Genomic DNA, 21,183 nt, shown 5'->3' on the forward strand with positions numbered 1-21,183 from the left:
CCGACCATGCCCGATAACACCCGCCGCGCCCGTGACGAAGCCTTTTGGCGAACGTTCGCCGATCGTTACGACGTTCAACCCGGCCCCGTGAACCTGGAAAACGGTTATTTCGGGCGCATGTCGCGCACGGTGATCGAGGAATACCAGCGCAACATCGAGCTGATCAACACCAGCAACTCGGTGTACGTGCGCCAGCGTTTCGAGCAGCACGACAACCTCGATATTCGCGCGCAACTGGCCGAGTTGATTGGCGTGCGCGCGCAGAGTGTGGCGTTCACCCGCAATGCCACCGAAGGCCTGCAGTCGCTGATTCGCAACTACAACCGCTTGCAACCGGGCGATCAGGTGCTGATCAGCGATCTGGAATACGACACGGTCAAAGGCGCCATGCGCTGGCTCGCCAGGCAGCGCGGCGCTGAAGTGATCGAGATTGCTCACGCGCACCCGACGAGCTACGACAGCCTGGTGGAGACTTACCGCGAAGCCTTCGTCGGTCATCCGCAAGTCAAGCTGATGGCCCTGACTCACGTCACTCACCGCACCGGTCTGGTCATGCCGGTGCAAGCCATCGCCGCGCTGGCCAAAGAGCATGGCGTCGATGTCATCCTCGATGGCGCCCATGCACTCGGTCAGATCGAGTTCGATCTTGATGCCCTCGGCATCGCTTTCGCCGGATACAACCTGCACAAATGGATCGGCGCACCGCTCACCCTCGGCTTCCTCTATATCGCGCCACACCGCCTGGCCGACATTGATCCGGACATGGGCGAAATGCATTACCCGGGCAATGACATCCGTGCGCGCACTTCGTACAGCACGCCCAACATTCCGGCGCTGATGACCTTGCCGCTGGTGTTCGAGGAGCACCGTTCCCTCGGCGGCGCACCAGCCAAGGGCGCTCGCCTGAATTATCTGCGCAACCTTTGGGTCAGCGCGGTGCGGCACTTGCCGGGCATCGAAGTGATGACGCCAGACGACCCTCGGCTGTATTGCGGCATCACATCCATGCGCTTCACTCGACACGACGATCAACAGGCGATGGCCGAACGTCTGCTCAACGACTACAACCTGTTCACCGTGGTGCGCCATGGCGCAGCCAGCGGGCCGAGCATCCGCATTACACCGGGGCTGACCACCACCGCTGCCGACATGCAGTTACTGGTGCGGGCGCTGAACGAGCTGCGCTAAAACACCGCGCCCGTGGACTTTTCGTAGCCCGCAAGGCCGATCTGCGACGACACCGCAAATGTGTCGACGCCGATCGTCTGGCAACCGAAGTAGCCATCCTCCACGCCTGCCCCGGCAATCGGTCGCAACTCCAGCCGCGAGGCGTCATTTCCGATGGTCTCACAGCGGCAGGCACAGGGCAGATGCAGCCGTCCGTTCCAGGCTTCGTGAAGTGCTTGCGAATGTTGATCGTCGCTGGCGATGCACACGGTCATGGCGATGCACGAAGCACCACCAGAGGGTCGATCCGGGTAAATACTGGTAAACCGTACGATGCCTTGACTGTCGGTCGACTGGGTTCCACACAGCGTATCGGCACCAATGTGCTGTTCGATCCAGACCCGGGCGCCAACCACCGGCTCACCGGTCATGAGATCGACCAGGGTCAGACGCAAAACCAGTGGCAGGCCTTCGACACCGCTACTGATGTTGCGCTCCTTGCCTTCGGTTTTGCGCCAATCGAAGCTGCCAGGGATTTGAATGGTCCGTTGCCGCAGAGGTGGGTGTGGCAAGGCTACTGATTGATGGTCATCCATGAGGCGTTCTCTCTTCCGTAAGATGAACGCAGATTAGCGCCACGCAAACGCGGCTGTGCGGTAACTATGTATCGCGTCGTAACGGTGTCGATGTAGGAGCTGCCGAAGGCTGCGATCTTTTGATGTTGGCGCTCAAGAGCAAGGTCAAAAGATCGCAGCCTCGTTTCACTCGACAGCTCCTACATGACTTCTACACAGCAATTTTCAGGCAAAAAAAAACGGTGCACCGACCAAGCGCACCGTAAAGCCGTAGAACACACAACGAAGTGTCTGGTAACAATCAGTCCAGCAGCGCCAGTGCCTCAGCGGTGCATTCCTGAATACGGGCCCAGTCGCCGTTCTTGATCCACTCCGGATCAAGCATCCAGCTACCGCCCACGCACATGACGTTTTTCAGCGCCATGTAGCTCTTGATGTTGGCCGGGCCGACGCCGCCAGTCGGGCAGAATTTCACTTCGCCGAACGGACCGCCGAGGGCCTTGATTGCTGCTACACCACCGCTGACTTCAGCCGGGAACAGCTTGAAGCGGCGATAACCCAGACCGTAGCCTTCCATGATGCCGGAGGCGTTGCTGATGCCCGGCAACAGCGGAATCGGGCTGTCGACGCTGGCTTCCAGCAGGTCGCGGGTGATGCCTGGGGTGACAATGAACTGCGAGCCAGCGGCTTCGGCAGCCGCGAGCATGTTGCGATCGAGCACGGTGCCAGCACCGGTCATCAATTCCGGACGCTGGTCGCGCAGGATCTGGATGGCCTTGAGGCCAAACTGCGAACGCAGGGTCACTTCCAGCGCGGTGAGGCCACCGGCAGCCAGAGCGTCAGCCAGTGGCAGCACGTCCTGTTCGCGAGCGATGGTAATCACCGGCAGGATCCGCGCCTTGGCGCAGAGGCTGTCGATCAGGGCAACTTTGTCCGCCATGGAAACGGTCGGGGATGGGGTTGTCATAGCGGCTGTTCCTTGGCTCATGGGCACCAGTAAATCTCTAACGTAGGTTGCAGAAACGCGCGCACCGGCATGGCGGCGACGTCGGATGCCAGTGCGGCATTCAGGGTGGTCAGTTTCGACTGACCGGAAATCGACAGAATCTTGTGTTTGGCCGAGGCCAGCAGCGCACGACTCATGGTCAGGCGTTGACGCGGCACGCTTGGCGCCAGCATCGGCCAGCAACGGCGCGTGCCATCAGCCTGCAGCGCTTCGGCGAGGTTCGGGCTGTCGGGGAACAGCGACGCGGTGTGACCGTCATCGCCCATGCCCAATACCAGCACGTCAATCGGCGGCAATTCGGCAAGCAAGCGATCAGCCTGTTCAGCAGCCTGCTCGACGTTGGCCGCCGCGCTATACAGGCTGAGGAACTGCGCCTTGGCTGCCGGGCCTTTGAGCAGGTATTGCTTGAGCAAACCGGCATTACTGTCGGCATGTTCAACCGGTACCCAGCGCTCGTCGGCGAGGGTCACGACGACCTTCGACCAGTCCAGTTCCTGCTTGGCCAGGTGCTGGAAAAACGCCACCGGGCTACGACCGCCGGACACCACCAGCACCGCGTTGCCGCGTGCAGCAATGGCGTCGCTCAATTGCTTGGCGACGTTCAGCGCCAGACCTTCGGCCAACAACACCGGGCTCTTGAATTCGTGAGCGTTCACGCCCGCAGGCAGTTGCACATCAGATATCGCCATACCACGACCTCCCGTCCCGCGTGATCAATGCAATGGAGCTCATCGGCCCCCACGACCCGGCCGCATACGGCTTGGGCGCGTCACCGGATTTTTTCCACCCGGCAATCAGCTGGTCACACCATTTCCACGCGGCTTCGATTTCATCTTTACGGACAAACAGGTTCTGATTGCCGTTCATCACTTCCAGCAACAACCGCTCGTAGGCATCGGGGATCCGCGCGCTACGCCAGGTGTCGGAAAAATTCAGTTGCAGCGGGCCGCTGCGCAGTTGCATGCCTTTGTCCAGGCCCTGCTCTTTGGTCATCACGCGCAAGGAAATGCCTTCGTCCGGTTGCAGGCGGATGATCAGTTTGTTGCTGATCTGCAGGCGTTGTTCCGGCGCAAAAATGTAGTGCGACGGTTCCTTGAAGTGGATGACGATCTGCGACAGTTTTTGCGGCATGCGCTTGCCGGTCCGCAGGTAGAACGGCACGCCGGCCCAGCGCCAGTTGCGGATATCGGCACGCAAAGCGACGAAGGTTTCGGTGTCGCTCTGGGTGTTGGAATTCGGTTCTTCGAGGTAACCCGGTACGGATTTGCCTTCGCTGTGGCCAGCGATGTACTGGCCGCGCACCACCTGTGTGGTGAGGCCTTCCGGACTGATCGGCGCGAGCGCCTTGAGCACTTTTACCTTTTCGTCGCGGATGCTGTCGGCGGACAGGTCGGCCGGCGGGTCCATGGCAATCAGGCAAAGCAGCTGTAACAGGTGATTCTGGATCATGTCGCGCAGTTGGCCGGCCTTGTCGAAGTAGCCCCAACGGCCTTCGATACCAACCTTCTCGGCCACGGTGATTTCCACGTGGGAGATGTAATTCTGGTTCCACTGGGTTTCGAACAGGCTGTTGGCGAAACGCAGGGCGATCAGGTTCTGAACGGTTTCTTTGCCCAGGTAGTGGTCGATGCGGTAGGTACGGTTCTCCGGGAAGAACTGCGCCACGGCGTCGTTAACCTTGCGCGAGGATTCGAGGTCGGAGCCGATCGGCTTTTCCAGTACCACGCGGGTATTTTCTGCCAGACCGACTTTCGCCAGGTTTTCGCAGATCGCGCCGTACACCGCCGCAGGGGTGGCGAAGTAGGCAATCATGCGTTGCGTGCTGCCAGCCAGTTCGGCCAGCGCCACGTAATCTTCGGATTTGAGGAAGTCGACGTGCAGGTAGGTCAGGCGTGCGAGAAAACGCTCGGCGACGGCCTCGTCCAGCTCTTTGCCCACATAACGACGCAGTTCGGCGGCGATGAACGCCATGTGCTGTTGCTCGGAACCTTCTTCACGGGCCAACGCGATGATGCGCGTGTCCTCGTGCAGCAGGTCGGCGCCATCGAGATGATAAAGGGCAGGAAACAGCTTGCGCAGGGCCAGATCGCCAAGCGCGCCGAACAAGGCAAAGGTGCACGGTTCAACCGTAATCGAAGGCATGATGTTTGTTCTTTTATCAAGTTAAGCTACAAATACCTTTTTTCAAGGCATCACTCAAGGGAAAATGTAGTAATAACCACAACATTTTCGCAAAATACAGATTCCGAGTGGTGGTCGGTCGGAGCCATCAGTAGGATAGGCCACCGTTACGGGCCATATCAAAGGCCCAATTTGCATAGCCCGGCGCACCTTTGCGCAGGTGAATTAGGAATTCCATATGGACCGCGTGCGAAATTTACTGGAACAGATCCAGAGTCGCCTTGAAGACCTGAACAAGGCCGAACGCAAAGTCGCCGAGGTGATCCTGCTCAACCCGCAGCAGGCCACCCGCTTCAGCATCGCCGCCCTCGCCCAGGCAGCCTCGGTGAGCGAACCGACGGTCAACCGTTTCTGCCGTTCGTTCGGTGTCAGCGGCTATCCCGAACTCAAGCTGCAACTGGCGCAGAGTCTGGCCAGCGGCGCGGCGTATGTCAGCCGCGCGGTCGAGGCCGACGACAATCCCGAGGCCTACACGCAGAAGATTTTCGGCAGCGCCATCGCGTCCCTGGACAGTGCCTGTCAGGCGCTGGACCCGAACCTGATCAGCCGCGCTGTCGACCTGTTGATTCAGGCGCGACAGATCCACTTCTTCGGCCTCGGCGCTTCGGCACCGGTGGCACTGGATGCGCAGCACAAGTTCTTCCGCTTCAACCTGGCGGTGACCGCGCATGCTGATGTGTTGATGCAGCGGATGATTGCGTCGGTGGCGCACACCGGTGAGTTGTTCGTGATCATTTCCTACACCGGCCGCACCCGCGAGTTGGTCGAGGTGGCACGTATTGCTCGCGAGAACGGGGCTTCGGTGTTGGGTTTGACGGCGGAGAATTCGCCGCTGGCCAAGGCCAGTACCTTGAGCCTGAATATTCCGTTGCCGGAAGACACCGACATTTATATGCCAATGACTTCGCGGATCATTCAGTTGACGGTGCTGGATGTGTTGGCGACCGGGATGACGTTGCGTCGCGGGGTGGATTTCCAGCCGCATTTGCGCAAGATCAAAGAGAGTTTGAATGCCAGCCGGTATCCGGTGGGTGACGAGTTTAATTAGGACGCTTCGCGTAAAAGATCGCAGCCTTCGGCAGCTCCTACAGGGGTTGATCGTTCCCACGCTCTGCGTGGGAATGCAGCCCGTGACGCTCCGCGTCACTGGACGCGGAGCGTCCCTTGAGGCATTCCCACGCAGAGCGTGGGAACGATCATCAAGCCGCCGCCCACGCCTGCAAACTCAAATGCGCCTTCTCCCCCGGCGCCAGGTGCAAGCTGTCCGTCCCACCCGCCGCCGCTTCCACACAGACAAACTCCGAAATCTCATCCCAGCTCACGCCCAACAACGGCCGCGCGCCCGGATGCCAGACCACCGTGTCGGCACTGTCACCGGTATCAATGCACAACTCGCGCTGCCAGGCGTGATCTTTCAGCTGCAATTCGCCGTCATGCTGGAACACCCGCTGACAGCCGCCATCCACACGCAACTCGCCTTCCTGCTGGCAAACCTGGCGATTCAACTGGTCATAGCCCTGCGCACCTTCAAGCCCAGACAGCGCTATCTCGCCGACATCGCCAATACGCCAGTAAGCGTGCAAAGCCTGGCTCAACTGGCACGGCATATCGTCTTGATGCTCGGTGCTCAGGCGCAGTTCCATGCGTTCGCCCAGATGTGCATGCAGGTCAACCTGCCAGTCGCACAGCTGCAATTGCCAGTGCAGGCGCACGCCATCTTCGGCGCTGCTGCTGTCGAGCAACTTCCAGTCGAGCAGTCGCGCCCAACCATGCGATGGCCAGGCGTTTTCGCTCGGATGACGGCCATACCACGGCCAGCACACCGGCACACCACCGCGAATAGCGCCGACATGCGGCCACTTCGCCGCACACCACAACCACGGCTTTTGCCCGCGCGGCTGAAAGTGCAGCAACTGCGCGCCCTGACGACTGAACACCGCCTGACACAGCGGGTGATCGATCACCAACACGTCGCGCATCTGATAGCGCTCCCAGGCGAACACCGGTTGTTCACGCAGGGATTTGAAGAAGCGTTGTAGCGGATGCTCATGCATTTGCCACGATCCTGAACTCGTCTTTCACAGGGGTGCGCCGCCCCCAAAAAAAAGCGGACAGCCTTGGCTGTCCGCAAATATGCGCACATAGAGAGGAGCTTATCGCAGACGCGTTAGAACGTAGACTGAATTTTCAGGCCAGCGACCAATGCGTTGTCCACTTCATCCACACCACCCGGGTGAGTGATGTACTGCAGGTTAGGACGTACGGTCAGCCAGTTGGTGACGTGGAAGCCGTAGTTGATCTCGTAGTTGTATTCGGTTTCACGAATTGGCGAGAACACCGGATTGTCGTAGTCCGACACACCGTTGGAAGCGTTCAGCAGTTCGGCGTTTTTCTTCACGTCATCGTTGACGTGGATACGCGCCGCGCCGATACCGACGTCATCCTTCGGACGCGCGTCGAACGGGCCTTTGTAGACAAACATCACCGACTGGTAGTTGTCGATGAAGTTGGTGTCCTTGTCGTGGAACGTGGCGTTGGCGGCAATATTCAGACCGCGAGAAGCATCACCGTCGTGGCTGGTGAGTTGCTGTTGCGCCACAAACCAGTAGCCGCTTTTGCTGCTGTGGGTTTTGTAGGCATCACCAGTGGTGGCTGCGTCGAAACCGTTGACGTCTTCGCGAACGTCGTCGGCATCGGCCGTGCTCTTGTAGTAACCCACACGGTATTCGCCCGGCAGGCTGTTGACCTTCGGCGACCAGACCAGCTCGACCGGAAGAACGGTACCTTTGGTGCCGCTGCCACTGAGCTTGAAGCCGTTGCCGTGTTCCAACTGCGACGGGTTCTGGTTGTACGCACCGATCTGCGCGTAGAGCTCGTCGTTGATGTTGTACTTCACACGGATCGCGGCCTGGCTGACCGGCCAGTTGTACCAGATGTTGGTCGCCCAGTTACCCACTTGCGAGCCGCAGAACGCCAGGTTCTGGAAGTCGCACGGGAAGGTGTTGAAGTCTTCGCCTTCACCGAAGTAACCGGCCTTGACGTCGAGTTTGTTGTCGAAGAACTGGTGCTGAATCCACAACTGGGTCAGACGCACCATGTGGCCACGGCCGTAAACTTCTTGCGACGAACTCAAGGTGCCGGCACGCGGATCGCCAACGCGGTCGTTGGAGATGTTGTAACCGTTACGGTTGGTCAGCTGGATCTTCGCCTGAGTGTTATCCCAGCCCCACAGCTTTTGCAGATCGAGTGCCACGCCCAGACCGAACTGATCAGCGTAACGCGCAGTCTTGTCGTCGTTGTAGCCACCGTTCAGGTTGCCACCGACTTCCCCAACGTAGTCAGCCTTGATATCGATACCCTGCTCGATCAGCTTGGTACGCTCGCCACCCCAGTCGCCGGTCATCCATTTCGAATCGGAACTGAAGGCATCCGCCGCCATGGCGTTACCGGCCAGCACCAAGGCCGCCGCAGCCGACACTTGGCAGATCAACCGGGCATTGACGTGTTTCTTTTTCATCCCTACATCCTCGTCTTTATTGTTATTAACTGTTTTTATCTAACGCGGTTTACATAAAGTGCGATGGATTACAGGCAATCCACCGCGTGCTCCTTTTGGAATCCAATCCCTGTGGGAGCTGGCTTGCCAGCGATGGCGGTGCTTCAGGCGACATCCATGTTGGATGTGCCGGCCTCATCGCTGGCAAGCCAGCTCCCACATGACCGCATTCCAGCATCGATCTTCAGCGGCCTTTGAATTGGGCGACGTTCGCAGACCGCGCATCGGTCTGTGGTTGCCCGGCAGTGCCGAGGCGCTCACCGGTGTTGGCATCAAACAACAACACTTTCGACGGATCGAATTGCAGCGTCAGGTTCTCGCCCACCTGCGGTGCCACATCCGGCGCCAAGCGACAGCAGACTTTGGTTTCATTGAGGTTGACGAATACCAGAGTGTCCGGACCGGTCGGCTCGGTCACCTGCACTTCGGCACGAATGCTCGGCAGGCCATTGCCCTCGCCGTTCGCCAGTACGATTTGCTCCGGGCGCAGGCCGAGGATCACTTCGCGATCTTCGAGCCCGGCGTCCTGCATGCTCATCGGTAACTCGCAACGCGCTTGGCCGCTGTCGAGCAGCGCCAGCAGACGGCCGTCCTTGCGCTGCAGGCGCAGCGGAATGAAGTTCATCGGCGGCGAACCGATGAAACTCGCGACGAACAGGTTGGCCGGATCGTTGTAGATCTCTTTCGGCGTGCCGAACTGCTGAATGATGCCGTCCTTCATCACCGCAACCTTGTCGCCCAGGGTCATTGCTTCGATCTGGTCGTGGGTCACGTAGACCGTGGTGGTTTTCAGGCGCTGGTGCATCAGTTTCATTTCGGTGCGCATCTCGACGCGCAGCTTGGCGTCGAGGTTGGACAACGGTTCGTCGAACAGATAAATCTTCGGTCGCCGCGCCAGGGCACGGCCCATCGCCACACGCTGTTGCTGACCACCGGAGAGTTGACCCGGCTTACGGTTCAGCAGGTGTTCGATCTGCAACAGCTTGGCGACGCGCGCGACTTCTTCGTCGATCGCCGACTGCGGCATCTTGCGGATCTTCAGACCGAATTCGATGTTCTCGCGCACGCTCATGGTCGGGTACAGCGCGTAGGACTGGAACACCATGGCGATGTCGCGATCCTTCGGGCTCATGCCGCTGACGTCCTGGTCGCCGATCATGATCGCGCCGCCGGTGATGGTTTCCAGGCCGGCGATGCAGTTCATCAGGGTCGACTTGCCGCAGCCCGACGGGCCGACGAGGATCAGGAACTCACCGTCCTTGATCGACAGTTCGATATTCTTCAGGGTGTCCGGCAGGCCGGCACCGTAGGTCTTGTTGACGTTGCGAAGTTCGAGCGTTGCCATGATTACCCCTTGACTGCGCCGGCTGTCAGCCCGCGCACGAAATACTTGCCTGCTACCACATAGACCAGCAGGGTCGGCAGGCCGGCGATCATCGCCGCTGCCATATCAACGTTGTATTCCTTGGCGCCGGTGCTGGTGTTGACCAGGTTGTTCAACGCCACCGTGATCGGTTGCGAATCACCGCTGGAGAACACCACACCGAACAGGAAGTCGTTCCAGATCTGGGTGAACTGCCAGATCAGGCAAACCATGATGATCGGCGTCGACATCGGCAGAATGATGCGGCGGAAAATCGTGAAGAACCCCGCGCCATCCAGGCGTGCAGCTTTCACCAGTGCATCCGGAATGCTCACGTAGTAGTTACGGAAGAACAGCGTGGTGAACGCCAGACCGTAAACCACGTGAATAAACACCAGACCGGTGGTGGTGCTCGCCAGGCCCATCTTGCCGAGGGTGAACGAGGCCGGCAGCAGCACGGTCTGGAACGGCAGGAAGCAGCCGAACAACAACAGACCGAAGAACAACTGCGAACCGCGGAAGCGCCAGAACGACAGCACATAACCGTTCAACGCACCGATGGCGGTGGAGATGATTACCGCCGGAACGGTGATCTTGATCGAGTTCCAGAAGTAACCGTCAACCGTGGCCCAGGCCTTGACCCAGCCGATGCCGCTGACCACGGTCGGCCAGCTCAGCAGGTTGCCGGTGCTAATGTCTTCCGGGGTCTTGAAGCTGGTCAGCAACATAACCACCAGCGGCACCAGATAAAGCAGTACGGCGATGATCAGCACCGCGTAGATCGCGATGCGACTCAGGCTGATAGCAGGTTTGGCAGCGAGACTAGTCATTGCGCTTGGTCCTCAGCTCGGAATACAGGTAAGGCACGATGATCGCGAGGATCGCACCGAGCATCAGAATCGCACTGGCCGAGCCCATGCCCATCTGGCCGCGACTGAAGGTGAAGGAATACATGAACATCGCCGGCAGGTCGGAGGAATAACCCGGGCCACCAGCGGTCATCGCCGCGACGAGGTCGAAGCTCTTGATCGCGATGTGCGCCAGAATCATCACCGCACTGAAGAACACCGGACGCAGGCTTGGCAGCACCACTTTCCAGTAGATCGTCGGCATGCTCGCGCCATCGATCTGTGCAGCGCGGATAATCGATTGATCAACGCCACGCAGGCCGGCGAGGAACATCGCCATGATGAAGCCCGAGGCTTGCCAGACAGCGGCGATCACCAGGCAGTAAACCACGCGATCAGGGTCGATCAGCCAGTCGAGACGGAAGCCTTCCCAGCCCCAGTCACGCAACAATTTGTCCAGGCCCATGCCCGGGTTGAGCAGCCATTTCCACGCGGTACCGGTAACGATCATCGAGAGCGCCATCGGGTACAGGTAAATGGTGCGGATAAAGCCTTCGCGACGGATGCGCTGGTCGAGGAACACCGCCAGCAACACGCCGATCACCAGAGTGATACCGATGAACATGCCGCCGAACACCGCGAGGTTTTTGCTCGCGACCCACCAGCGGTCGTTGTCGAACAACCGCGCGTATTGCGCCAGACCGGCCCACTTGTAGTTGGGCAGGAAGGTCGAGGTGGTGAACGACAGAATGAACGTCCACAGGATGTAGCCATAGAAGCCCACCAGCACGATGAACATGCTCGGCGCCAGCACCAGTTTGGGTAGCCAGCGTTGCAATGCATCGAACGGCGAGGCCTTGCTGAACACAGCAACAGAACTCATGGGGAAATCCAGTACAGGGAATAAAAACTACAGTGAGATCCCTTGTGGGAGCGAGCCTGCTCGCGAATGCGGTGTCAGTCGACGGATGGAGCAACTGACACAACGCCTTCGCGAGCAGGCTCGCTCCCACAGGAGAAGCCTGTGCTACCGACGCTTATTTGGACGACTTGATCGCTGCGCCCAGTTTCTTGGCGGTGTCGGCCGGGTCCGCTTTCGGATCGTTGATGTAGTTGGTCACGACATCAAAGAACGCGCCTTGCACCGCCAGCGTGGTCGCCATGTTGTGCGCCATGCTTGGTTGCAGGCCGCCGGACTTGGCGTCCGCCAGGAAGTCTTTGGCTGCAGTCTGTGCGCAGGAGTCGAAACCGAGCTTGTCCATGTTGTTCAACATGTCATTGCGAACCGGGATCGAGCCTTTGTTGATGCTGAAGACTTTCTGGAAGTTTTCACCCAGCACGACTTTGGCGATGTCCTGCTGACCGGCCGCAGTGCCTGCGTCCTTCTGCTTGAACACGGCCAGCGAGTCGATGTTGTAGGTGAACGCCTTGTCGGTGCCCGGGAAGGCTACGCACTCGTAATCCTTGCCGGCGACTTTCTTGGCAGCGGTCCATTCGGATTTGGCCCAGTCACCCATGATCTGCATACCGGCCTTGCCGTTGATGACCTTGGCCGCTTCCAGGTTCCAGTCCTGACCTTTGCCATCGGCGTCCATGTAGGTCGCGACTTTCTTCAGTTCGGTCAGCGCCTTGACCATTTCCGGGCCGGTCAGCGCGGCATTGTCCAGGTCAACCAGGGCTTTCTTGTAGCCATCGACACCCATGACCGAGAGCACCACGGCTTCGAACACGGTGCTGTCCTGCCAAGGCTGACCGCCGTGGGCCAGCGGAATGAAGCCCGCAGCCTTCAGCTTGTCGCCAGCGGCATAGAATTCTTCGAGGGTGGTCGGGTTCTTGGTGATACCGGCTTTCTTGAATACTTCCGGATTGATCCACAGCCAGTTCACGCGGTGAATGTTCACCGGCACGGCCACGTAATCACCGTCGTACTTCACGGTATCGGAGACTTTCTTGTCGAGCAGGCTGTCCCACTTTTCCGACTTGGCGACGTCTTTCAACACGTCAGTGTCGAGCAGGCCGGTCGACGCCCATTCCTGGATGTCCGGGCCTTTGATCTGGGCAACGCCTGGCGGGTTGCCGGCAACGGCACGGCTTTTCAGCACGGTCATGGCAGTCGCACCGCCACCACCGGCGACAGCGCCGTCTTTCCAGGTGAAACCGTCTTTTTCGACTTGCGCCTTGAGCACATCAACGGCAGCTTTTTCGCCACCGGACGTCCACCAGTGCACGACTTCGACCGAACCTTTGGATTCGGCAGCGGAAACACTGAGAGGCAGAATTGCGAGCGGGAACAGGGAGGCGACAGAAATGACAGTAGCGAGGCGAGAAATCGCATTCATCTGAGATGTACCTTTCTTGTTGTTATGCATGCAAGTCTGGTGCTTGCGCTGCACAGGAGTTTAAACAGGACGTTTCCCTTCGCAGGTAACGAAGGGACGCGCAAATGTCACTACATGGTTACATGATTGGTCACATGGCAACGCTCTGGGACAACTGCGCCAGAGCCGTTGCCATACTCGGTGACAAGGGTAGACGAGGGATCAGCACGGCTTGCCAGGCGTGATACAGATCGGGTTTGCCCGGCCAGATATCGGCACTTGGCAGGTTTTGCGGATTGAGCTCGTGGCGCCAACTGCCGTCGCAACGGTCGATGAAATACGTTTCGCAGAATTCCCAGATCAGCCGGTACCAGGTTTCGTATTGCGCATCGCCGGTGCGTTTGAGCAAGGCGCTGGCAGCGGCACTGGCCTCGGCGTGCGTCCAATGCAGGCGATGGCGAACGACGGCTTTGTTGTCCCAGTCGAGGGTGTAGACGATGCCCGGCAGACCATCGACGTCCCAACCGTTGCGGCAATTGTTCTCGAACAGTTTTTGCGCATCGGTGGCGAGCCAACCGGGCGTGAGCATTCCGGCCTGCACCCGCGCCGCTTCGAGGTGCAGCAGCAGCCGCGCCCATTCGAAACCGTGGCCCGGCGTGGTGCCGTAAGGGCGGAAGCCGTCGGCGGGATTGTCGTGGTTGTATTCGCGTAGCGGCTGCCAGTCGCGGTCGAAGTGCTCGATGACCATGTAACCGTTGGCGGCGGCGTGCCCGTGAATGACGCGTTCGACGATGCGTTGCGCGCGAATCAACCAGCGCGGATCTTCGGTGACATCGGCCAGCGCAAGGAACGCTTCGGTCGCGTGCATGTTGCTGTTGGCGCCGCGATAGGCTTCTTCTTCGCTCCAGTCGCGATTGAAGAATTCGCGCATCGCGCCCTCTTCTTCGCTCCAGAAATACGTGTCGATGATGTCAATCGCATCATCCAGCAACGCCTGTGCGCCAGGGCGCTGTGCGACCACCGCAGAGCTGGCCGCAAGCGCAACGAAGGCATGCAGATAGGCGTTCTTGCCGGTGTTGTCATCGCGGTGTTCGGCGACCGCAAACCAGCCACCGTGCAGGGCATCACGCAACGGCCCGCGCAGGGCGGCGATGCCATGATCGACCAATTCGGCAAAACCCGGCAAACCCTGAATGTGGGCCATGGCGAAGCTGTGGGTCATGCGCGCGGTGTTCATGGTTTCGGCTTGTGCGTTCGCTGGCAGACGGCCGCGCTCGTCGAGGTTGCCAAAGCCTTCGGGCAGTTTCGATGCCTTGGCGAAATCCAGCAGGCGCAGGCCTTCGGCGGCGAGCCATTGCTGGTGGGCAGGGGCGTTCAGCCAACTGCTGAAGCCGGGGTGGAAGAGATCCATGGGTGGCCTTTTTTGTTGTTATGACTGCGGGGAGTCTAAACAACGGGTCGGGGTGGGCTTGTAACGAAGGGGGCGGGGTTTGTCACTGAGCGGTGACAAAGAGCCACCCTCACCCCAGCCCTCCCGAAACGTCGGACCGCCCGTAGGGAGAGGGGGCCGATCGCAGAATGCTGAAGAGTTGCGCCGACCTGAAAGAGCTGTACCGAATCCATAATCGACTCAATGCATCAGGTCGGCGCAATTCGAATGAACAACGCGATCAGTCCCCTCTCCCTCTGGGCGGTCCGACGTTTCGGGAGGGCTAGGGTGAGGGAAAGCTTTTGACTCAATCCGCCGAACGCGGCAGCTGCAAGGTCACCCGCAACCCACCCTCACGCAGATTCTGCAGCGTCACTTCCCCACCATGGCTGTGGGCAATATTGCGCGCGATGCCCAACCCCAAGCCATAACCCTGCTGCTGCCCCGCCAGACGGAAGTGCGGTTCGAACACTTGCTCCAGCCGCTGCTCTGGAACACCCGGCCCTTCATCGTCGACGTGCAGAACAAACGCGCGCTCATCGTCGTCGATGTGCAAATGCGCGTTTTGCCCGTACTTCAACGCATTGTCGATCAGGTTACCGATGCAGCGCTTCAACGCCAGCGGCTTGCCCGGATAAGCCGCCAGCGCTTTGCCCTGCTGCGTCACTCGGCCATTGCCGTTCGGCGCCAGATACGGCTCCACCAGACAGTCGAGCACATGGTTCAAGTCCACCGGTTCGATGTTCTCGTGGATGTCGGTGTCCTTCACACATTGCAGCGCGCCTTTGACCAGCAGTTCCAACTCATCCAGATCACGGCCGAACTTGGCCTGCAGCTTTTCGTCTTCAAGCAATTCGACGCGCAAGCGCAAACGGGTGATTGGCGTGCGCAGGTCATGGGAGATCGCGCTGAACAACTGACTGCGCTCGGTGAGGTAGCGGCTGATGCGCTCGCGCATGGTGTTGAAGGCGCGGCCTACTTCGACCACTTCACTGCCGCCGCCCTCAGCCACTGGCTCGACGTCGGCACCTAGCGACAAATCCCGCGCCGCCCGCGCCAGACGCTTGAGCGGCCGGCTCTGCCAATGCACCAGCAGGCCGATAAACAGCAATAGGAATCCACTGGTGAGGACGATGAACCACACCTGTTGCGAGGGCAGGCCTTGCTCTTCAAGACTGGTGTACGGCTCCGGCAACAGCGAGGCGATGTACAGCCATTCGCCCGGGGCCATTTGAATCTGCGTGACCAACACGGGCGGATTCACCGGCTCCAGGGTCAACGCGTAATGCGCCCAGGAGCGTGGCAGCTCATCGAGTTTCAGCCCAGCATTGAAGATGCGCAGATCCTCAGGACTGACGAAGGTCACCGAAATATCGGTGTCATGGCCCAACGTCTGCCGCAGCACCTCGTCGACGGCTTTCATCACCGCCGCTTTGCGCGGCGTCACCGGCAGCACGTCCATGCCCAACGGCTTGTCGTTGAGCGTCACCACGAATCGCGTGCCGCCCATGCTGCGCAATTGATCGAGCACCAACGGCCGATAAGCCACCGGCAACGAGCGGAAGTAACTGACGCTGGCGGTCATCGAATGGGCGAGGCTGCGGGCGCTGGTGACCAGGCCTTCGAGCTGGGTGGCGCGCAGTTGCGAGACCCAGATCACGCTCGACAAGGTCTGCGCGAACAGCACCGCGAGCAACGTCAGCAGCAACATCCGCCCGAGCAGCGAACGCGGCATCGGCACTTTGGCGGCGAATTTGCGCAGCGACTCAGTGACCATTGCCGGCAACCACGTTGGCTGCCAGTTGGTAGCCGCTGCCGCGCACCGTGCGAATCAGTCGTGGCGGTTTCTCGGTGTCGCGCAGACGCTGGCGCAAACGGCTGACGGCCATGTCGACGATGCGATCGAGCGGCATCAGGTCGCGGCCACGGGTGGCGTTGCCGATGGTGTCGCGGTCGAGAATTTCCTGCGGGTGATCGAGAAACAGTTTCAGCAGGGCGAAGTCGGCACCGGAGAGAATCACTTCCTCGCCGTCGGTGTGAAACAGCCGGTGACTGACCATGTCCAGCCGCCACTCGTCGAAGGCCAGCACGTCACTGCCGCTGCGCTCCTGACCGAATTGCGCACGACGCAGCAATGCCTTGATGCGCGCTTGCAGTTCGCGGGGGCTGAAGGGTTTGCCGAGGTAGTCGTCGGCGCCGAGTTCCAGACCGATCACGCGGTCGGCTTCGTCGGAACTGGCGGTGAGCATGATGATCGGCACCTGCGCCTGACGCGGATGCTGACGCACCCAACGGCACAGGCTGAAGCCGTCTTCGTCGGGCAGCATGACATCGAGGATCACCAGATCGCTCGGCGCCTCGTTGAGGGCCTGACGGAAACTGGCACCGTCGGCGGTGGCCCGTACCTGAAACCCGGCGCGGGTCAGGTAGGTTTCCAGCAACTCGCGTATTTCCTGGTCGTCATCGACCAACAATATCGACTTGTTGACTGAGCTCACTTCGAAGGCATCCTTGTTGTTGGAATTGGGGCGGATTATGCCTTAAGCACTGATTTTACAAACACCACAAAACAACTGTAGGAGTGAGCCTGCTCGCGATAACGGTTTGTCAGTCAACGAATGTGTTGAATCCAAGACAGCTATCGCGAGCAGGCTCACTCCTACAGTTTGATTGCATTTCAGGTTGGGGTTGATTGATCCAGGGCCACACCCGCGCCAACCAGTCCGGAATACGGCGCTGTCACCAGCCACACCGGGATGCCTTTGAAGTAATCGCTCATGCAGCCTTTGTCAGCGAAGCTGCGGGCAAAACCGCTTTCGAGGAAGAAATCGGCGAAGCGTGGAATCACACCACCGACGATATACACCCCGCCACGTGCGCCCGTGGTCAGCACGTTGTTGCCGGCCACACGGCCGAGCCAGCAGCAGAACTGCTCCAGCACTTCCAGGGCAATCGGATCACCCGCAAGACCTGCCGCCGTGATCGCTTCCGGCGTATCAAGCGTTGGCTCATGCCCATCCACCGCACAGATCGCCCGGTAAACCCGTGGCAATCCACCGCCGCTCAACGCAGTTTCGGCGCTGACATGGCCGATTTCGTTGTGGATGTGCTGCCACAGCTGCGTTTCACGCGGACTGCTCAACGGCAAATCAACATGCCCGCCCTCACCCGGCAACGCCGCGAAACGGCCCTCGCCAAGATCGAGCAAGGTGCCGACGCCAAGGCCAGTGCCCGGGCCGATCACCACCGCCGGACGCAACGGCTCTGGCGTGCCCTCGCAGACCACGCGGAATTCGCCGGGCTGCAAACGGGTCATGCCCAGCGCCATCGCCGAGAAGTCGTTGACCAGCAACAACTGCTCGACCTGCAAGGTTTTGCAGAACGCTGTGCGACTCAAGCGCCAGTGATTGTTGGTGAATTTGAATTCATCACCACTGACCGGACCTGCCACGGACAAGCACACCGAACCGATCGAACCCGGCACCAGACCGAGCCCGCTCAGATAGAGGCTGATCGCCTCTTCCGGGCTGGCGTGGTCGGCCGTGGCCAGCACCTGAACCGATTCCAGTTGCTGGTTTTTCCACAACGCAAACCGCGCGTTGGTGCCTCCGATATCACCGACCAAAGCCAGTTTCAATTAAGCGTCTCCAGGGCAGAAGTGAAGGCGCTGGCGCCCTGCTCCGCCGAGCTGAAGGCCAAACGCATAAAGCCAAACAGTTCGCGACCGCTGCCGATGTTGTTGCCCAACAGGCCTTTGGCGGGTTCGCGCGCTGCAAATTCTGCGGCGTCGACCTTCAGTTCCAAGGTGCCTTTGACGCCATCGACGCGGATAATATCGCCCTCTTGCACGCGCGCCAAAGCGCCACCGACATAAGCTTCGGGGCTGACGTGAATCGCTGCGGGGATTTTCCCCGAGGCGCCGGACATCCGCCCGTCGGTCACCAGCGCGACTTTGAAGCCGCGATCCTGCAGCACGCCGAGGAACGGCGTCATCTTGTGCAGTTCCGGCATGCCATTGGAACGCGGGCCCTGGAAGCGCATCACGGCGACAAAATCCTTCTCCAGCAAACCGGCCTTGAATGCATCGGCCAAGTCCTGCTGATCCTGGAACACCATGGCTGGCGCTTCGACGATCTGGTTTTCCAACGCGACCGCAGAAACCTTCATCACACCGCGACCGAGGTTGCCCTCCATTACGCGCAGACCACCCTCCGCCGAGAACGCACGCGCCACTGGACGCAGGATGTTTTCGTCGAGGCTGTCCGTCGGGCCTTCGCGCCATACTAACTGGCCGTTATCGAGGAACGGCTCTTTGGTGTACTGGCTCAAGCCGTGGCCGAGCACGGTATTGACGTCTTCGTGCAGCAGGCCGGCGCCGAGCAGTTCGCGGATCAGGAACGACATGCCGCCCGCTGCCTGGAAGTGGTTGATGTCGGCTTTGCCGTTCGGGTAAACGTGACTCAGGGTCGGCACGACTTCGGAGAGGTCGGCCATGTCCTGCCAGGTCAGTTGAATGCCCGCCGCCATGGCGATGGCCGGCATGTGCAGGGTGTGGTTGGTCGAGCCGCCGGTGGCATGCAGCGCAACGATCGAGTTGACCAGCGACTTCTCGTCGACGATTTCACCGATCGGCATGAAGTTGCCATTTTGTTTGGTCAGACGCGTGACTTGATGCGCGGCTTCACGGGTCAGCGCATCACGCAGTGGCGTGTTCGGGTTGACGAACGAGGCCCCCGGCAAGTGCAGGCCCATGACTTCCATCAGCAACTGGTTGGTGTTGGCAGTGCCGTAGAAGGTGCAGGTACCCGGGCTGTGGTAGGACTTCATCTCCGATTCCAGCAGCTCTTCGCGGGTGGCTTTGCCTTCGGCGTACTTCTGACGGACGTCGGCTTTTTCCTTGTTGGAAATCCCCGAGACCATCGGCCCGCCCGGGACGAAAATCGTCGGCAGGTGACCGAAACGCAGCGAGCCCATCATCAGGCCCGGCACGATCTTGTCGCAGATGCCGAGCATCAGCGCGCCGTCGAACATGTTGTGCGACAGCGCCACAGCGGTCGACATGGCGATCACTTCGCGGCTCGGCAGGCTCAGTTCCATGCCCGGCTCGCCTTGGGTCACACCGTCGCACATCGCCGGCGTGCCGCCAGCAAACTGGCCGACCGAGCCGATTTCGCGCAGGGCGTTCTTGATCTGTTCCGGGAAGACTTCATACGGCTGGTGCGCCGAGAGCATGTCGTTATACGAAGAAACAATGGCGATGTTCGCCGAGTTCATCATCCGCAGGCTGTGCTTGTCTTCGCTGCCGCAACCGGCCACGCCGTGGGCGAAGTTGGCGCATTGCAGCTTGCCGCGCATCGGCCCGTCAGTGGCGGCGCCGCGAATCAGTGCAAGGTAAGCCTGACGCGTGGCGCGGCTGCGGGCGATAAGCCGTTCGGTGACCTCAAGGACGCGGGGATGCATGTGTAGAACTCCAGGCTAACGGATGTGGCGACCTGATTGTCTATGCTGATCAAACGCCGTTGTTGTTGGAATGACAGACGGCTTTTTTGACCATTCGGACCAGTTGATTCAGGTCACTCGTTGTAGATAAAACAAAATATTGCCACTAAAAAGGCTTGTTTTCTATTTTTATGCGAATAATCTTGTAATTCCAACAACAAAACGACGGCGGCGCTGTTCCATGACTCTTCGAATCGCAATCAATGGTTTTGGCCGCATCGGCCGTAATGTCCTGCGCGCACTGTATACCCAAGGCTATCGACAGGATCTGCAGATCGTCGCCATCAATGATCTGGGCGACAGCTCGATCAATGCTCATCTGCTCAAATACGACACCGTTCACGGCACGTTCGACGCTCAGGTCGAGCATGACAACGAAAGTCTGACCGTCAACGGCGACCGCATTGCGGTCAGCGCGATTCGCAACCCGGCCGAATTGCCATGGGCGGCGGAAAAGATTGATGTGGTGTTCGAATGCACCGGTCTCTTTACCGATCGCGCCAAAGCGGCCGCGCATATTACTGCCGGCGCGCGCAAAGTGATCATTTCGGCCCCGGCCAAAGGTGCCGACGCCACTGTGGTTTATGGTGTGAACCACGACATTCTGCGCCAGTCGCACCAGATCATCTCCAACGCTTCGTGCACCACCAACTGCCTGGCGCCAGTGGCGCAAGTGCTGCACCGCGAGCTGGGCATTGAAAGCGGTCTGATGACCACCATTCACGCCTACACCAACGACCAGAACCTCACCGACGTCTATCACACCGACCCGTACCGCGCGCGTTCGGCCACGCAGAACATGATCCCGAGCAAGACCGGCGCTGCTGAAGCCGTGGGCCTGGTGCTGCCGGAACTGGCGGGCAAACTGACCGGCATGGCCGTGCGCGTGCCGGTGATCAATGTGTCGCTGGTGGACCTGACCGTGCAGCTGAAAAAAGAAGCCAGCGCCGAGGAAGTCAACGCGCTGATGAAGTCCGCGAGCCAGCACTCGAAGATTCTCGGTTTCAACACCTTGCCGCTGGTGTCCAGCGACTTCAACCACAACCCGCTGTCGTCGATCTTCGACGCCAACCACACCAAAGCCAGCGGCAAACTGCTGAAAGTGCTGGCCTGGTATGACAATGAGTGGGGCTTCTCCAACCGCATGCTGGATAACTGCCTGGCGCTGTGTAACGCGGAGTAAATCCCGTATCCCTTGTAGGAGTGAGCCTGCTCGCGATTGCTATCTGTCAGTCACAGAT

Annotated in this window: 18 protein-coding genes; 3 read left to right on the forward strand and 15 right to left on the reverse strand. The window is 59.8% G+C overall.

Going from position 1 to position 21,183, the window contains the following annotated elements:
- The first annotated feature begins 6 nt into the window (after window positions 1-6).
- Window positions 7-1,188, forward strand: coding sequence for an aminotransferase class V-fold PLP-dependent enzyme (locus CKW26_RS08020; RefSeq protein ID WP_095048183.1), 1,182 nt, complete (start codon window positions 7-9; stop codon window positions 1,186-1,188).
- Here CKW26_RS08020 and CKW26_RS08025 read toward each other — a convergent pair.
- The 4 genes from CKW26_RS08025 to zwf form a co-directional block, all read right to left on the reverse strand.
- Window positions 1,185-1,763, reverse strand: a complete 579-nt coding sequence (locus CKW26_RS08025; protein ID WP_095048184.1) for a hypothetical protein — start codon at window positions 1,761-1,763, stop codon at window positions 1,185-1,187. The two genes, CKW26_RS08020 and CKW26_RS08025, sit on opposite strands and share 4 nt — an antisense overlap.
- 280 nt (window positions 1,764-2,043) lie before the next feature.
- Complete coding sequence (locus CKW26_RS08030) at window positions 2,044-2,709, reverse strand: bifunctional 4-hydroxy-2-oxoglutarate aldolase/2-dehydro-3-deoxy-phosphogluconate aldolase (protein WP_008082815.1); 666 nt, start codon at window positions 2,707-2,709, stop codon at window positions 2,044-2,046.
- A gap of 17 nt (window positions 2,710-2,726) precedes the next feature.
- Entirely contained in the window at window positions 2,727-3,437 is a 711-nt protein-coding gene (gene pgl, locus CKW26_RS08035; protein ID WP_095048185.1) for a 6-phosphogluconolactonase, read from the reverse strand.
- A complete protein-coding gene (gene zwf / locus CKW26_RS08040; RefSeq protein ID WP_064119140.1) occupies window positions 3,424-4,890 on the reverse strand; it encodes a glucose-6-phosphate dehydrogenase in 1,467 nt (488 codons plus the stop codon). The genes pgl and zwf overlap by 14 nt, the downstream gene beginning before the upstream one ends.
- Before the next feature lie 226 nt (window positions 4,891-5,116).
- Here zwf and CKW26_RS08045 point away from each other — a divergent pair, with 226 nt between their 5' ends.
- Window positions 5,117-5,977 (forward strand): MurR/RpiR family transcriptional regulator, encoded by an 861-nt coding sequence (locus CKW26_RS08045; RefSeq protein WP_171057240.1) that lies wholly within the window; start codon window positions 5,117-5,119, stop codon window positions 5,975-5,977.
- 151 nt (window positions 5,978-6,128) lie between these two features.
- Here CKW26_RS08045 and CKW26_RS08050 read toward each other — a convergent pair whose 3' ends face one another.
- The 11 genes from CKW26_RS08050 to edd all read right to left on the reverse strand — a co-directional run bounded on the left by CKW26_RS08050 (window position 6,129) and on the right by edd (window position 19,903).
- Entirely contained in the window at window positions 6,129-6,983 is an 855-nt protein-coding gene (locus tag CKW26_RS08050; protein ID WP_064391715.1) for a D-hexose-6-phosphate mutarotase, read from the reverse strand.
- Window positions 6,984-7,096: 113 nt separating this feature from the next.
- Window positions 7,097-8,446: a carbohydrate porin gene (locus CKW26_RS08055; protein ID WP_095048186.1), complete on the reverse strand. Its 1,350-nt coding sequence runs from the start codon at window positions 8,444-8,446 to the stop codon at window positions 7,097-7,099.
- A gap of 223 nt (window positions 8,447-8,669) precedes the next feature.
- Entirely contained in the window at window positions 8,670-9,830 is a 1,161-nt protein-coding gene (locus CKW26_RS08060; RefSeq protein ID WP_095048187.1) for an ABC transporter ATP-binding protein, read from the reverse strand.
- A 2-nt stretch (window positions 9,831-9,832) separates the two neighbouring features.
- Window positions 9,833-10,678: a carbohydrate ABC transporter permease gene (locus tag CKW26_RS08065; RefSeq protein ID WP_093430462.1), complete on the reverse strand. Its 846-nt coding sequence runs from the start codon at window positions 10,676-10,678 to the stop codon at window positions 9,833-9,835.
- Complete coding sequence (locus CKW26_RS08070; RefSeq protein WP_095048188.1) at window positions 10,671-11,579, reverse strand: carbohydrate ABC transporter permease; 909 nt, start codon at window positions 11,577-11,579, stop codon at window positions 10,671-10,673. The genes CKW26_RS08065 and CKW26_RS08070 overlap by 8 nt, the downstream gene beginning before the upstream one ends.
- A gap of 154 nt (window positions 11,580-11,733) precedes the next feature.
- Window positions 11,734-13,035, reverse strand: a complete 1,302-nt coding sequence (locus CKW26_RS08075; protein ID WP_016983700.1) for an ABC transporter substrate-binding protein — start codon at window positions 13,033-13,035, stop codon at window positions 11,734-11,736.
- A gap of 130 nt (window positions 13,036-13,165) precedes the next feature.
- Window positions 13,166-14,425 carry an AGE family epimerase/isomerase gene (locus tag CKW26_RS08080; RefSeq protein ID WP_095048189.1) on the reverse strand — a complete coding sequence of 420 codons (1,260 nt, stop codon included), beginning with the start codon at window positions 14,423-14,425 and terminating at the stop codon, window positions 13,166-13,168.
- A gap of 325 nt (window positions 14,426-14,750) precedes the next feature.
- Window positions 14,751-16,220, reverse strand: a complete 1,470-nt coding sequence (locus CKW26_RS08085; protein WP_095048190.1) for an ATP-binding protein — start codon at window positions 16,218-16,220, stop codon at window positions 14,751-14,753.
- Window positions 16,210-16,941, reverse strand: coding sequence for a response regulator (locus CKW26_RS08090; protein ID WP_003227460.1), 732 nt, complete (start codon window positions 16,939-16,941; stop codon window positions 16,210-16,212). The genes CKW26_RS08085 and CKW26_RS08090 overlap by 11 nt, the downstream gene beginning before the upstream one ends.
- Window positions 16,942-17,120: 179 nt before the next feature.
- Window positions 17,121-18,080 (reverse strand): glucokinase, encoded by a 960-nt coding sequence (locus CKW26_RS08095; RefSeq protein ID WP_095048191.1) that lies wholly within the window; start codon window positions 18,078-18,080, stop codon window positions 17,121-17,123.
- On the reverse strand, window positions 18,077-19,903 hold the full coding sequence (gene edd, locus CKW26_RS08100) for a phosphogluconate dehydratase (protein ID WP_095048192.1): 1,827 nt from the start codon (window positions 19,901-19,903) through the stop codon (window positions 18,077-18,079). The genes CKW26_RS08095 and edd overlap by 4 nt, the downstream gene beginning before the upstream one ends.
- Before the next feature lie 220 nt (window positions 19,904-20,123).
- On the opposite strand from edd, the gene gap reads away from it, so the two are divergent.
- A complete protein-coding gene (gap, locus tag CKW26_RS08105) occupies window positions 20,124-21,125 on the forward strand; it encodes a type I glyceraldehyde-3-phosphate dehydrogenase (RefSeq protein ID WP_095048193.1) in 1,002 nt (333 codons plus the stop codon).
- Window positions 21,126-21,183: the final 58 nt, after the last annotated feature.

The organism is Pseudomonas sp. Irchel s3h9 (genome assembly GCF_900187475.1).
Lineage (GTDB): Bacteria > Pseudomonadota > Gammaproteobacteria > Pseudomonadales > Pseudomonadaceae > Aquipseudomonas > Aquipseudomonas neuropathica.

Bases quoted from the DNA above. Each gene is read 5' to 3' on its own strand.
- CKW26_RS08020 (WP_095048183.1), top strand. From the start codon at position 7: ATGCCCGATAACACCCGCCGCGCCCGTGACGAAGCCTTTTGGCGAACG.
- CKW26_RS08025 (WP_095048184.1), bottom strand. From the start codon at position 1,763: ATGGATGACCATCAATCAGTAGCCTTGCCACACCCACCTCTGCGGCAA.
- CKW26_RS08030 (WP_008082815.1), bottom strand. From the start codon at position 2,709: ATGACAACCCCATCCCCGACCGTTTCCATGGCGGACAAAGTTGCCCTG.
- pgl (WP_095048185.1), bottom strand. From the start codon at position 3,437: ATGGCGATATCTGATGTGCAACTGCCTGCGGGCGTGAACGCTCACGAA.
- zwf (WP_064119140.1), bottom strand. From the start codon at position 4,890: ATGCCTTCGATTACGGTTGAACCGTGCACCTTTGCCTTGTTCGGCGCG.
- CKW26_RS08050 (WP_064391715.1), bottom strand. From the start codon at position 6,983: ATGCATGAGCATCCGCTACAACGCTTCTTCAAATCCCTGCGTGAACAA.
- CKW26_RS08055 (WP_095048186.1), bottom strand. From the start codon at position 8,446: ATGAAAAAGAAACACGTCAATGCCCGGTTGATCTGCCAAGTGTCGGCT.
- CKW26_RS08060 (WP_095048187.1), bottom strand. From the start codon at position 9,830: ATGGCAACGCTCGAACTTCGCAACGTCAACAAGACCTACGGTGCCGGC.
- CKW26_RS08065 (WP_093430462.1), bottom strand. From the start codon at position 10,678: ATGACTAGTCTCGCTGCCAAACCTGCTATCAGCCTGAGTCGCATCGCG.
- CKW26_RS08070 (WP_095048188.1), bottom strand. From the start codon at position 11,579: ATGAGTTCTGTTGCTGTGTTCAGCAAGGCCTCGCCGTTCGATGCATTG.
- CKW26_RS08075 (WP_016983700.1), bottom strand. From the start codon at position 13,035: ATGAATGCGATTTCTCGCCTCGCTACTGTCATTTCTGTCGCCTCCCTG.
- CKW26_RS08080 (WP_095048189.1), bottom strand. From the start codon at position 14,425: ATGGATCTCTTCCACCCCGGCTTCAGCAGTTGGCTGAACGCCCCTGCC.
- CKW26_RS08085 (WP_095048190.1), bottom strand. From the start codon at position 16,220: ATGGTCACTGAGTCGCTGCGCAAATTCGCCGCCAAAGTGCCGATGCCG.
- edd (WP_095048192.1), bottom strand. From the start codon at position 19,903: ATGCATCCCCGCGTCCTTGAGGTCACCGAACGGCTTATCGCCCGCAGC.
- gap (WP_095048193.1), top strand. From the start codon at position 20,124: ATGACTCTTCGAATCGCAATCAATGGTTTTGGCCGCATCGGCCGTAAT.